General features: G+C 62.3%; 12 protein-coding genes. 4 read left to right on the top strand and 8 right to left on the bottom strand.

Going from position 1 to position 13,423, the window contains the following annotated elements; all coding sequences use genetic code 11:
• Window positions 1–168 precede the first annotated feature (168 nt).
• The 4 genes from ABIB91_RS22610 (at window position 169) to ABIB91_RS22595 (ending at window position 5,228) form a co-directional block, all read left to right on the top strand.
• A complete protein-coding gene (locus ABIB91_RS22610) occupies window positions 169–738 on the top strand; it encodes a class GN sortase (RefSeq protein WP_354166763.1) in 570 nt (189 codons plus the stop codon).
• 152 nt (window positions 739–890) lie between these two features.
• Complete coding sequence (locus ABIB91_RS22605; RefSeq protein WP_354166755.1) at window positions 891–1,871, top strand: glycosyltransferase family 2 protein; 981 nt, start codon at window positions 891–893, stop codon at window positions 1,869–1,871.
• A 159-nt stretch (window positions 1,872–2,030) separates the two neighbouring features.
• A complete protein-coding gene (locus ABIB91_RS22600) occupies window positions 2,031–4,250 on the top strand; it encodes an acetate--CoA ligase family protein (protein WP_354166747.1) in 2,220 nt (739 codons plus the stop codon).
• 147 nt (window positions 4,251–4,397) lie between these two features.
• Window positions 4,398–5,228, top strand: a complete 831-nt coding sequence (locus tag ABIB91_RS22595) for an MlaD family protein (RefSeq protein WP_007598064.1) — start codon at window positions 4,398–4,400, stop codon at window positions 5,226–5,228.
• A gap of 70 nt (window positions 5,229–5,298) precedes the next feature.
• Here ABIB91_RS22595 and ABIB91_RS22590 read toward each other — a convergent pair whose 3' ends face one another.
• From ABIB91_RS22590 to urtA, 8 genes are all read right to left on the bottom strand, one after another.
• Window positions 5,299–6,339 (bottom strand): aliphatic amidase, encoded by a 1,041-nt coding sequence (locus ABIB91_RS22590; protein WP_354166733.1) that lies wholly within the window; start codon window positions 6,337–6,339, stop codon window positions 5,299–5,301.
• Between the two features lie 40 nt (window positions 6,340–6,379).
• Complete coding sequence (locus tag ABIB91_RS22585) at window positions 6,380–6,757, bottom strand: FmdB family zinc ribbon protein (protein ID WP_354166725.1); 378 nt, start codon at window positions 6,755–6,757, stop codon at window positions 6,380–6,382.
• 90 nt (window positions 6,758–6,847) lie between these two features.
• A complete protein-coding gene (gene fmdA / locus ABIB91_RS22580; protein WP_354166717.1) occupies window positions 6,848–8,077 on the bottom strand; it encodes a formamidase in 1,230 nt (409 codons plus the stop codon).
• 28 nt (window positions 8,078–8,105) lie between these two features.
• A complete protein-coding gene (gene urtE / locus ABIB91_RS22575) occupies window positions 8,106–8,795 on the bottom strand; it encodes an urea ABC transporter ATP-binding subunit UrtE (RefSeq protein ID WP_354166709.1) in 690 nt (229 codons plus the stop codon).
• Between the two features lie 252 nt (window positions 8,796–9,047).
• On the bottom strand, window positions 9,048–9,803 hold the full coding sequence (gene urtD, locus ABIB91_RS22570; RefSeq protein ID WP_007598075.1) for an urea ABC transporter ATP-binding protein UrtD: 756 nt from the start codon (window positions 9,801–9,803) through the stop codon (window positions 9,048–9,050).
• Between the two features lie 10 nt (window positions 9,804–9,813).
• Complete coding sequence (urtC, locus tag ABIB91_RS22565; protein ID WP_354166697.1) at window positions 9,814–10,953, bottom strand: urea ABC transporter permease subunit UrtC; 1,140 nt, start codon at window positions 10,951–10,953, stop codon at window positions 9,814–9,816.
• 17 nt (window positions 10,954–10,970) lie between these two features.
• Window positions 10,971–11,897 (bottom strand): urea ABC transporter permease subunit UrtB, encoded by a 927-nt coding sequence (gene urtB, locus ABIB91_RS22560; RefSeq protein WP_007598078.1) that lies wholly within the window; start codon window positions 11,895–11,897, stop codon window positions 10,971–10,973.
• A 148-nt stretch (window positions 11,898–12,045) separates the two neighbouring features.
• Window positions 12,046–13,305, bottom strand: a complete 1,260-nt coding sequence (gene urtA / locus ABIB91_RS22555) for an urea ABC transporter substrate-binding protein (RefSeq protein WP_018455941.1) — start codon at window positions 13,303–13,305, stop codon at window positions 12,046–12,048.
• Window positions 13,306–13,423: the final 118 nt, after the last annotated feature.

Genomic DNA, 13,423 nt, shown 5'->3' with positions numbered 1-13,423 from the left:
AGAGGAGCTCCCCGAACTCCTCTGTTAGCGCGCGCGGCTGCCCGTCCCACACCAACGGCCGCGCGCGCCTTTTTGTTGTCATTGCGAGCGCAGCGAAGCAATCCAGGCTGCCTCCGCGAAAAGATTCTGGATTGCTTCGCTTCGCTCGCAATGACGAGTGTGGAAACAATGCCCCGCTTCATCTCTCCCCTGGCTCTCGCCCTAATCGGCATCATCCTGTTCGGCGACGGCGCCTACATCCATGCGAAGGCGTGGCTCGCGCAGGTGCTGCTGGAGCGCGCGTTCGACAAGAGCGTTGCGACCGGCGAAGTGGTCAGGCCATGGTCATGGGCCGACACATGGCCGGTCGCGCGGATCGAGGTGAGGCGGATCGGCGCCAGCGCGATCGTGCTGGAAGGCGCGAGCGGCCAGGCGCTCGCCTTCGGTCCCGGCCATATCCGCCAAACGGCTGACGCGGGCGAGCGGGGTGTCGCCGTATATGCAGCGCACCGCGACACTCATTTCCGCTTCCTGCGGAATGTCGCCATTGGTGACCTGATCGATGTCACACGCAGTGATGGCAAGCACTATCGTTTTCGCGCGGATTCCTCCGCTGTGGTTCGCTTCGATGCCTCGGGCATCGATCCTGCGATACGGGCTGCCGAACTCGTGCTCGCGACCTGCTGGCCGTTCGACGCCGTCGTGTCCGGCCCCGAGCGCTACATCCTGCATGCCACCCTGATCGGAACCGATGAATAGCGGTTCGCAATCGATCCGCACCCCCCTCTTGAATCCGCCCGGCTTGTAGGGACAATCCCGCATGATGGAACCCGTGAACCGGCGCCGTCGACGGGGGACCTATCAGAATGGCCCATTGAGCATTTTCGCTGCAATTTGCGAGAAGAACGGGGATGGATGAGGAGTTCAGGCAGCGTCTCGAACAGCTCGAGAACCGCGTCGCGCTCGTGGAGAGGAACCACGATCTTATTGCCGCCGGGCGAAGACGCTCCTCGCTTCGGAGCCTCTGGCGCCGCCCGCCGATGTGGACCTTCGAGCAATATCCGCCGCGTCTGCTCAACCTGACGGCTTTCCCGCCAGCACCTGCGATCCATCCGGGCGCGCCCCGAATCGCGATGGTCACGCCGAGCTACAACCATGCGCAATATCTCGACGCCACGATCGACAGCATCGTCAGCCAGAACTATCCGGACCTGTATTATCACGTGCAGGACGGCGCCTCGATCGACGGCACGCTCGATCTCCTGAAGGGGCGCGGCGATAGCCTGCGCTGGAGGAGCGAGCCGGACAAGGGGCAATCCAGCGCCATCAATCTCGGCTTCGCCGGCATCGAGAGCGAGATCATGGCCTATCTCAACAGCGACGACATGCTGCTGCCCGGGACGCTTGCCTATGTCGCAAATTACTTCATCGCACATCCGCATGTCGACGTCGTCTACGGCCATCGCGTCTTCATCGATCGCGAGGGACTCGAGGTCGGCCGCGCCGTGCTGCCGCCTCATGACGGCAAGGCGTTGCGATATGCCGACTACATTCCGCAAGAGACGATGTTCTGGCGCAAGCGCGTGTGGGACAGGATCGGGCCGATCGACGAGAGTTTACACTACGCGATGGACTGGGACTTCATCCTTCGAGCGCAAGCCGCAGGATTCAAATTCGCACGCTTGCCGCGATTTCTCGCCTGCTTCCGAATCCATGACGCACAAAAGACGGCATCCACCTATGCGGTCGGCGTCAGGGAGATGGGCATCCTGCGGCGACGCAATCTCGGCTTCGAACCGACACAGATGCAGATCCGGCGCGCCATCGCTCCTTATCTGGCGAAGCAGTTGGCCTATCACTACGCCTACAAGCTCGGCATGCTGAGATACTGAACCACGGCGCGAGCAGAGATCCGAAGATGTCGATCACCAGGGCTTGACGCGCGCTCATTCCACCGCACGGCATACCTGCCCACGTGGTTGCCAGTCCGAAGAACTCGCCATAGAACAGAGTGACGCACCACCAACAAGAACAACAGGTGAGGTCACACCATGGAAGCTCGCGTATCTGCCGCCTCAGCTTCGTCGCGCCCATGGTCTCCGGCGCCCGATGCCAGCGACATCGTCAAGGGCATCCACGCCATGCTGCATCCGCGCAACATCGTGCTGGTGGGCGCGACCGACAAGCCCGGCAACTACGCCGAGCGCATCTGGAACAATTTGGTCAAATACGGCTACGAGGGCGGGCTCTATCCGGTCAATGCCAAACGCGACGCCATCTGGGGTGTCCCCTGCTACAAGGACTTTGCAAGCCTCCCGGAAAAACCCGACCACGTGCTGGTGCTGGTGCCGGCGCGCTTTGCCGTGCAAGTGATCCGCGACGCCGCCGCGGCCGGCGCGCGCTCGGCCACCATCGTCACTTCGGGCTTCAGCGAGTTGCAGGATGAGGAAAGCCAGAAGCTCGCCGCCGAACTGCAAGCGGCCGTGCGCGAGACGGGATTGGCGGTCACCGGCCCGAACTGCCTCGGCAATTTGAGCGCGGGCGAAAAACTCTTCACCAATATCGACGACCGTATCGTCACCATGGAACAGGGCGCGGTGGCGATTGCCGGGCAATCCGGCGCCATCGTCATGGCGATCCGCCAGGCTTTGGAAGATCGCGGTGTCGGGGTCGGCTACATGGTGACGACCGGCAACGAGGCCGGGCTCGAGACGCCGGACTTGATGCGCTATTTCGCCGAGGATCCAAGCATCAAGGTGATCGTGGTGTACCTCGAAGGCGTGCGCAACACCAAGGCGTTCCGGGACGCCTGCAAGGCGGCGCGCGCCGCGAGCAAACCGGTGATCGCGCTCAAGCTCGGGGCCTCCGAGGGTGGCCGCGCGGCGGCGATGGCACACACCGGCGCGCTCGCGGGCTCGATCGAGACATTCGACGCCATTGCAACGCGCGAAGGGGTCATCAGGGTCGGCGGGCTCGACGAGTTGATCGAGACCGCCGAATGCTTCGTCCATGCCGCTGTGCCCAGGGGGGACCGGCTCGCCGCAGTGACGCTATCCGGCGGCAAGCGCGGCATGCTGATCGACGCCTTCGATGCAGAAGGCCTGAATTTTGCACCACTCAGCTCGCATGTCCGCTCGGAGCTGGCAAAGATGCTCGGGCCGGGCTCGATCGTCGGCAACCCGCTCGACGCTGGCTTCGCCGCGGTGGTCGATCCCTCCGTCTACCTGAAATCGATCGGGCTGATGATCGACGACCCCGAAATCGACATCGTCATCATCGATGCCGAGCTGCCGAAAGCCCCGCATGAGCTGCGCGAGCGCAATCTGCGCATCGTCGACGAGATGGCGAGTCGGGCCGGAAAGCCGGTGATCTATATCAGCGCGATGTCGATCGGCTTCACGGAGTTCACCAAGACCTTGCGCAAGTCGCTGCCGCATCTGGCGGTCATGCAGGGCATGGACCGCGCGGTGACTGCGATCAAGTCGCTGCTCGACTACGCCAAGCTGCGCAAGGAAGTGCCTGATATCGTCTCGAGCTCGAAGCCTGCCGCGCGTGCCATGCTTGAGAAGGCGCTGAAATCGGCAACGGGCGCCGCGCTCGACGAGGTCGCCTCGAAGAAGCTGCTGAAGGCCTATGGCATCCCGATCTCGAAGGAGGCAATCGCACAGACGGCAGCCGAGGCCGTGAAGATCGCCAAGCAGATCGGCTTCCCGGTCGTGGCCAAAGTCGTCAGCGCCGAGATCCTGCACAAATCAGACATCGGCGGCGTGGTGCTGAATCTCAACAACCCGGCCGAGGTGAAGAAGGCGTTCGCCGACATCACCGCGCGGGTGAGCAGGCTGAAGGGCAAGCCGAAGCTCGCCGGCATCCTGATCGCGCAACAGGTCAAGGCCGATCTGGAACTCGTGGTCGGCGCCTCCCTCGATGCCGAGATGGGCCCGGTCGTGCTGTTCGGCACCGGCGGCATCGACATCGAGCTGATGAAGGACGTCGCGCTCGCCGGCGCGCCGCTGGACGAGGCTGAGGCCCGGCTCCTGATCGGCCGCACGAAGGCCGGCGTCAAGATGCGCGGCTATCGCGGCAAGCCGGCCTTGCACGAAGCCTCCGCGGTGAAGGCCCTGGTCGGCCTCTCCAACCTAATCGCGGATGCCGGCGACCGGATCGCCTCGATTGACGTCAATCCGTTCCTGATCAATGCCAGGACCGGCGTCGCCGTCGATGCCCTCATCGTGCTGAACAATGCTGCGGCAAAAGGCGCGGCCGGGCATTGATGTCGCGTAGGGCGGATTAGCGCAGCGTAATCCGCCAAATCGGTCCAAGGCCGCACGAGGCGTTGGCGGGTTACGCTTCGCTAACCCGCCCTACGTACCATTGCAGCTCCTTCCAACTTCCCTCGTTTGGCCGTAAAATCACCCCGCATGGCACGCGCGAGCAATCTGGTGATCGGAACGGCGACGCTGGCGGTGATCGCCGTGGCGTTCGGCGGCGTGCTCGGCGTGCAGAAATGGCGCACCCTCCAGAGCCGCAGCCCGTTGCGCGTCGTGTTCGAGGGCGGCTCGGCGAGCGGATTGCGCCGCGGCGGGCCGGTCAATTTCGACGGCGTCCCCGCAGGCCAGATCCTGTCGATCAAGCTGGACAATCCGCGCAAGGTCGTGGCCCTGGTGATGCTCGACAACTCCGCGCCGATCCGCAAGGACACCGTCGCAGGCATCGAGTTCCTCGGTCTTACCGGCGTCGCCGCGGTCTCGCTGATCGGCGGCGCGCCCTCCGCACCGCCAGTGCCGCTGGATTCGGACGGCGTCCCCGTGCTGACCGCCGATCTCAGCGACGCCGAATCAATCGTCGACACCCTGCACAGTGTCGACCGCACGATCGTCAGCAACGCCCCGGCGATCAAGGAGGGCCTGCGCACGTTCGAGAACTACACCGCCGATCTCAGGAGCAAGGGCGGCGAAATCGATTCCGTCATGGCCAAGGTCGACAGCGCCTTCGCGGGCTTCGACAAGGCGGTCACAAAGATCGAAGGCGTAGTGCCCGGCTTTGCCGACGGCAAGGCCGACGAGCTGTTCGAAAAGATCCAGGGATTGCACGAGCTCGCCGACACCATGAGAAAGAAATCGGCGAACTTCCTCGAAGACATCCGCCGATCGCTGCTCGACGTCAGCGAGGCCGCCAACAAGATGAGCGGGACACCCACGCCGGCCGCCGCTCCGCGACCGCCACGCAAGCCGGCGCAGCAGAAACGGTAGACCCTCATCACGCGGAGTGCATGACGCCGCCCTTGTCGGCGTAGGACCGTGTGGTTGATGCAGCCATGGCTCAGTAGTTGCTCGGTCCCGCTTCATTCGGGATGCCGTCGATCGGGCATTCGGCGGTCCCGGGCGTCGCGCGCGTCATCGCTTCGACCATGTCCCTTGTGCCTTCGGGATCCGCGATCCAGTTCTTGTAGAAATCATAGGGACAGGCCGCTACGCCGCGCGGGCTTTCGCCGGAATTGATCATGCCGGTGTAGCCGCGATGGACGAGCTTGTAGAGATGGTTCTGCGATTGGCCGTTGCGGCGCGCATCGCGGATCAGATGCTTCGACAACTGGGCATATTGAATGCCGTAGTCTTCCTCGCCGCACTCGCCGAGGGTGCGGCCGTCGAAGCCGATGATCGCGGAGTGACCGAAGTAGGAATAGACCCCGTCGAAGCCGGCGGCGTTGGCGACCGCGACATAGACGTTGTTGGCCCACGCCATGGCCTTCGAAATCAGGATCTGCTGCTCCTTGGCCGGATACATGTAGCCCTGGCAGCGTACAATCAATTCGGCCCCCTTCATGGCGCAGTCTCGCCAGATCTCCGGGAAGTTGCCGTCGTCGCAGATGATCAGGCTGACCTTCATCCCCTTCGGGCCGTCGGAGACATAGGTGCAGTTGCCGGGATACCAGCCCTCGATTGGCACCCACGGCATGATCTTGCGGTACTTCTGCACGATCTCGCCCTTGTCGTTCATCAGGATCAGGGTGTTGTAGGGCGCCTTGTTCGGATGCTCCTCGTGGCGTTCGCCCGTGAGCGAGAACACGCCCCAGACCTTGGCCTTGCGGCAAGCCTCCGCAAAAATCGCGGTCTCTTCACCGGGGACCGCGCAAGCGGTCTCATACATCTCCTTGGAGTCGTACATGATGCCCTGGGTGGAGTATTCCGGGAAAATCACCAGGTCCATGCCGGGAAGGCCGGTCTTCATGCCCACCACCATGTCGGCGATCTTGCGGGCGTTGTCGAGCACCTCGGCCTTGGTGTGCAGGCGCGGCATCTTGTAGTTGACCACCGCGACGCCGACGGTGTCGTTGCTGCTGGAGATGTCACCGTGAAGCATTTGAATTGCTCCTCTACTCTGTTTGAGATTGCCGCATGAATCAGTGACTGATCATCCAGGGCCGCGCGGTCGGGAAACCCTTCGCGCCGCTCCTGGTCTTGGTCACCAGCCGCGCCGGCTTTTTCTTGTCCGATGAGTTCATGTCCGAGGAGTTTCTTCCCGTCGAGCAGCAGCCGCAGCCGGGGCCATGCGAGGCCTTGTATTGCGCCAGCGTCTGCGGCGCGTGCGTGCTGCGCTCATTGACGGCGTGAGCCTTGCGCGTCTCCGACGGCATGCAGAAGAAGTTCGGGGCGGTCAGAATGACGCGCGGCGCCATGATTTCACATTGCGGACAGACCTGCGGATCGTCGCATTCAGACATCGGGCGCAGATCCTTGAACGGACCGCAATCGTCACAGAGATATTCATAGACCGGCATCGCATCATCCCTACGCTGTTGTCTGTGAGAGAGTTCCGGCGAAGGATGCGGGGCGACAGCTACGCCGTCCCGCATCCCGTCGCGCAGGGATTACTTGTCCGGCGATATCGGCATCTGGATATCGCCCTTGATGTGCTTGATCGGACCCGCCGAGGACGGCATCACGTCGAAGTCGAAAATTTCCGTCGGCAGCCATAATGTGGCGCAGGCATTGGGCACGTCGACCACGCCAGAGATGTGGCCCTGAACCGGTGCGGTGCCAAGGATCGAATAGGCCTGGGCGCCGGAGTAGCCGAACTTCTTGAGGTACTCGATCGCATTCAGGCAGGCCTGGCGATAGGCGATGGTGACGTCGAGATAGTGCTGCTTGCCGGCCTCGTCGACCGAGATGCCTTCGAAGATCAGATAATCCTTGTAGTTCGGTGTGATCGGCGACGGCTTGAAGATCGGATTCTTGACGCCGTACTTCGCCATACCGTCCTTGATCACCTCGACCTTCAGATGCAGCCAGCCGGCCATCTCGATCGCGCCGCAGAAGGTGATCTCGCCGTCGCCCTGGCTGAAGTGCAGATCGCCCATCGAGAGACCGGCGCCGGGCACATAGACCGGGAAGTAGATCTTCGAGCCGCGCGAGAGATCCTTGATGTCGCAATTGCCGCCATGCTCGCGCGGCGGCACGGTGCGCGCGCCTTCCGCGCCGATCTTGTCCTTGACCTCGCCCTTGGCGCGGCCGCCATGAGCGGTCGGCGCGAACGGTGGATTGGCAAGGCCGGGCACACGGGTCGGATTGGTCACTATCAGCTCGGCCTCGCGCTTGTTCCAGGTGTCCAGCATCTTCGGATCGGGCAGACAGCCGATCAGGCCGGGATGGATCAGGCCGGCGAAGTTGACGCCCGGAATATGCCGCGACGAGGTGTAGAGGCCCTTGATGTCCCAGATCGACTTCTGCGCCAGCGGGAAATGATCGGTGAGGAAGCCGCCGCCGTTCTGCTTGGAGAAGAAGCCGTTGAAGCCCCACATGCTCTCCTTCATCGGACCGACGTCGAGCAGGTCGACGACGAGGAGGTCGCCGGGCTCGGCACCCTTGACGCCGATCGGGCCGGAGAGGAAGTGCACGATCGACAGATCGATGTCGCGGACGTCGTCCGCGGAATCGTTGTTCTTGATGAAACCGCCGGTCCAGTCATAAGTCTCGATGATGAAGTCGTCGCCGGGATTGACCCAGGCGACGATCGGAATGTCGGGGTGCCAACGGTTATGCACCATGTCATTTTCATAGGCCGACTTGGTGAGATCGACCTTGATCAGTGTCTCTGGCATCGAGAGGCTCCCCTTTTTACACGGTTGGTTAGACGGACAGATATTTCGAGACCTGCGCGGCATCGACGGCGTCGCGCGGATCGTCGCGGACGATCTCGCCGTTCTCGATCACCAGCACACGGTCGGCGATATCGAGCGCGAAGCTCAGGACCTGCTCGGACACGACGATCGAAAGCCCCTTCTCGTTGCGGATGCGCTTGAGCGTGCGCGCCATCTCCTTGATGATCGACGGCTGGATGCCTTCGGTCGGCTCGTCCAGCAGCAGCACTTTTGGCTTGGTCGCCAGCGCGCGAGCGATCGCGAGTTGTTGCTGCTGGCCGCCGGAGAGATTGCCGCCACGGCGGTCCTTCATTTCGAGCAGCACCGGGAACAGTTCGTAGATGTCGCCGGGCACCTCGGTTCCGCCGGAGACCACGAGACCGGTCTCGATGTTCTCCTTCACCGTCATGGTTGAGAAGATCATGCGGCCCTGCGGCACATAGGCGAGGCCCTTGGCGACGCGCGCGTAGCTCGGCAAGGCACCGAGCTCGGCGCCGTCCATGGTCACCGAGCCGCTCTTCGCCGGCAGGATGCCCATCAGCGATTTCATGAGCGTGGTCTTGCCCATGCCGTTGCGGCCCATGATCGCCACGATCTCGTTGGGCGCGACCTTGACGTTGAGCCCGTGCAGCACCTCGCTCTGGCCATAGGCGACGTGAAGATCGGAAATTGCCAGCATGATCGCTCCCTAAATCAGCATGAATTCTGGTGAGGCCGCTCTGCCGTGAACTTTCTCCCTTCTCCCCTTGTGGGAGAAGGTGGCGCGGGCGAAGTCCGCGACGGATGAGGGGTCTGCGTCCGCGAAGGCGAGAGGCAGTTTGAGCTGCGGAGAGATACCCCTCACCCGGATCGCTTGCGCGATCCGACCTCTTCCACAGGGGGAGAGGTGCACTGTCATTGCCGCAACAGACTGGCCCGAATTCGTCATATCTCAGTGCCCCAGATAGACTTCAATGACCTTGGGGTCGTTCTTCACCTTATCCATGGTCCCTTCCGAGAGGATCTGGCCCTGGTGAAGCACGGTGACCTTGTGCGCGATGTCCTCGACGAACTTCATGTCGTGCTCGATCACCAGCACCGAGCGGTTCTTGATGATGCGGTTGAGCAGCTCGGCGGTCTTGGCGCGCTCGGACACGCTCATGCCGGCGACGGGTTCGTCCAGCATCAGCAGGTCCGGGTCCTGGATCAGCAGCATGCCGATCTCGAGCCATTGCTTCTGGCCATGGCTGAGCTCAGAGGCATAGGTGTTGAGCTTGTCCTTGAGGAAGATCATCTCGGCGACCTCCGCGACGCGTGACTTCACCGGCTGGTCGCGCTGGAAGGTGAGCGAGCCGAACACGGTGCGGCCGCGCGGAAACGAAATCTCGAGATTCTCGAACACGGTGAGGTCTTCGAACACCGACGGCGTCTGGAACTTGCGGCCGACGCCGGCCTTGACGATCTCGTTCTCCTTGAGCTTGGTCAGCTCGGTGCCGCGAAACTGGATCGAGCCTTCGGTCGCTTTGGTCTTGCCGCAGATCAGGTCGAGCACCGTCGTTTTGCCGGCCCCGTTGGGGCCGATGATGACGCGGATCTCGTTCTCCTCGACGTAAAACGAGAGATCGTTGACGGCCTTGAAGCCGTCGAAGGAAACGGTCAGTCCGGAGACCGCGAGCAGGAATTCCTTCGGCTGATGTCCAACAAGCATGATGGTCTCCTCACTCTGCCGGTGCGCCATCGGCAACCGAATTGTCGCTCCAGCCCGGCTTCTTGCGCGAGGTGAACAGGCGGTCGATGCGCGGCTGCACATAGTCGGCCCAGAGCCCCGACAGGCCGTTCGGGAAAGCGAGCACGACGGCGATGAACAGCGCGCCGAGACCGAACAGCCAGAGTTGCGGGAAGGACTCCGACAGGCTGGTCTTGGCGAAGTTCACCAGAATGGCCCCCCATATCGCGCCGAAGATCGACATCCGTCCGCCGACCGCGGTGTAGATCACCATCTCGATCGACGGCACGATGCCGACAAAGGACGGCGACATGAAACCGACATTGAGCGCGAACATGGCCCCGCCGATCGCGGCGAAGACCGCGGCCATGCAGAACGCAAAGATTTTGAAGTTGGCGACGCTGTAGCCGGAGAAGCGGACGCGGTCCTCCTGTTCGCGCATCGCCACCAGGATGCGGCCGAGCTTGGTCAGGCGGATGAACTGCGCGATGCCGATGCAGGCGAACAGCAGCACCACTTCGACGAAGTACAGGATGACCTTGGCGTGGTCGGGCCGGATGTCCCAACCCTTGAGGGTACGCAGGTCGGTCATGCCGTTGATGCCACCGGTGTAGCCCTGCTGGCCCACGATCAGGATGGTGAGGATGGCCGCCACCGCCTGGGTGATGATGGCAAAGTAGGTGCCGCCCACGCGGCGCTTGAACATCGCAGTGCCGATGATCAGCGCGAAGATGCCGGGGACCAGGATGATGGCGAGGATGGTGAAGGCGAGACTGTGAAACGGCTGCCAAAACAGTGGCAGCGACGTGATCTGATTCCAGTCCATGAAGTCCGGGATGCCTGGCGTCGACTGGATCTTGGTATTCTCGACGCTGGAGGCCTCCAGCTTGAGGAACATCGCCATGCAATAGCCGCCGAGGCCGAAGAACACGCCCTGCCCCAGACTGAGAATGCCGCCGTAGCCCCAGCACAGCACCAGACCGAGCGCGACGAAGGCGTAGGTCAGATATTTCGCGACAAGGTTGAGACGGAACACATCCAGCGAGAGCGGCAGGATCACGAACAGCACAGCGGCCAGCACGAGGAAGCCCATGAGCTCGGATCGATTGAAGAAGCGTGAGTTGATGACCATGACTTGCCTGCTTCTTGTTATTTGCGGACCTTGAGGGCGAAGAGACCCTGCGGCCGCAGCATCAGGATTCCGACAACGGCAAGCAGCGTCAGCACCTTGGCCATCGAGCCCGACAGGAAGAACTCGAGGGTGGATTGGGTCTGCGAGATCGAGAAGGCCGATGCGATGGTGCCGAGCAGGCTTGCCGCGCCGCCGAACACGACCACCAGGAACGTATCGACGATGTAAAGCTGTCCGGAGGTCGGCCCGGTCGAGCCGATCATGGTGAAGGCGCTCCCGGCGACACCGGCAATGCCGCAACCGAGGCCGAAAGTGTAGCGATCCACCTTTTCGGTGTTGATGCCGACGGCACCGGCCATGATGCGGTTCTGCACGACGGCGCGCACCTGCCGACCCCAGCGCGATTTATACATCACGTAGGCGACGCCCACGGTGATCAGGACAGTGAGGCACATCACGAAGACGCCGTTGATCGGCACTTCGATGCTGTCGGTCACGTGCAGCGAGCCAAGCATCCATTGCGGCAGCTCGACGCCGACCTCGCGCGCGCCGAACACGGAGCGATAGGCCTGTTGCAGGATCAGGCTGAGGCCCCAGGTCGCAAGCAGCGTGTCGAGCGGGCGCTTGTAGAGATGCCGTATCAGCACCCATTCTACCAGCATCCCCAACGCACCGGATGCGATAAAGGCCAGGATCATCGCGAGGAAGAAGTAGCCGCTGAACAGGCTCGGCAAATAGGATTGGAAGAAACTCGAGGTCATCCAGGTGACGTAGGCCCCAAGGATCATGAACTCGCCATGGGCCATGTTGATGACGCCCATCTGGCCGAAGATGATCGCAAGACCGAGCGCCATCAGGACGTAGACGGAGAACAGGATCAGTCCTGCAAAGCCCTGCATGACGAAGATGGAGCCAAGGTCACCAAGCGAGTAGTCGCCGAACATCGATGTCCTCCGTCGGGAAAGGGTCCCGCGTCGCGAGCAGGTTCGCGACGCGGGGGTCTTGGGCGTGGATTTGCGGTCCACGCCAGGGAGAGGTTTTGTCTGAAGGGGAAACGGCGACGAACGCCGTGTGTTACTGGTAGCTCTCGCCTTACTGGTAGCCCTTGGGGAACGGATCCGGCTCGACCAGATCGGCGGTCTCGTAGATCAGCTCGAACTGGCCATCGAGCTTGGCGCGCCCCACCCGGGTCTTCGACCAGAGGTGATGATTTTCGTGGATGCGCACATAGCCTTCCGGAGCGCCCTTGAACTCGATGCCTGGCGACGCCGCCGCGATCTTGTCGATGTCGAAGGAGCCCGCCTTCTCCACTGTCAACTTCCACAGCCACGGGCCGAGATAGGCAGCCTGGGTGACGTCTCCGATCACGGTCTTCTCGCCCCACATCTTCTTGAACGCGGGCACGAAGGTCTTGTTGTTCGGATTGTCGAGCGACTGGAAGTACTTCATGCAGGCATAGGCGCCCGCGATGTTCTCGCCGCCGATGCCGTCGATCTCGTCTTCCGTCACCGAGATCGTCAGCAGCGCCTGCTTGGAGAGATCGATGCCTGCGGCCTTGAGCTGCTTGTAGAACGCAACGTTCGAACCGCCGACGACGTCGGTGAAGATCACGTCGGGCTTGGTCAGCTTGATCTTGTTGATGACCGAATTGAATTGGGTATTGCCGAGCGGATAATACTCTTCGCCGACGACCTTGCCCTTCAGCACGTTCTCGACATGCTTGCGCGCGATCTTGTTCGAGGTGCGCGGCCAGATGTAGTCGGAGCCGATGAAGAAGAACGACTTCGCACCCTTCTCCTTGGCGATCCAATTCAGGCCGGCGAGGATCTGCTGAGTGGCTTCCTGGCCGGTGTAGATCACGTTCTTGGACTGCTCGAGACCTTCGTAGAAGGTCGGATAATAGAGCATGCCGTTGTACTGCTCCATGACCGGCAGCACGGCCTTGCGGGACGCCGAGGTCCAGCAGCCCATGATCGCCGCGACCTTGTCGTTGACCAGCAATTTCTTGGCCTTCTCGGCAAAGGTCGGCCAATCGCTGGCGCCGTCTTCCTGGATGAACTTGATCTTGCGCCCGAGCACGCCGCCCATGGCATTGATCTGCTCGATGGCGAGCTTTTCGGCTTCGATCGAGCCGGTCTCGGAGATCGCCATGGTGCCGGTCGCCGAATGCAGGATGCCGACCGTCACCTCAGTGTCGGTGACCGCGAGACCCGTGGTATTGACCGCCGAGGTCGCCGGGGCCTGCGCAAAAGATGCTCGCGGTAGCATGGTGATGGCCGGCACGGCCGCCATTCCCATCAATAATTTGCGCCGGAGCGGCGATAACAGGCCCTTGTTCGCTTCGTCTGACATGAGCACCCCACTGTTGTTCGAGGACACGCGATTGGTGCCGTGAGGATGGCTCGAATTTGTGCACTGCAAGCATACGCAAGATCGCGTATACTGCACCGCAAAATGACGACGTAGGATT

It is taken from the genome of Bradyrhizobium sp. JR4.3, from assembly GCF_040547695.1.
Taxonomy (GTDB): domain Bacteria; phylum Pseudomonadota; class Alphaproteobacteria; order Rhizobiales; family Xanthobacteraceae; genus Bradyrhizobium; species Bradyrhizobium canariense.
Note: the sequence above shows the minus strand (reverse complement) of the source record. Positions and strands in the feature narration are given on the sequence as shown.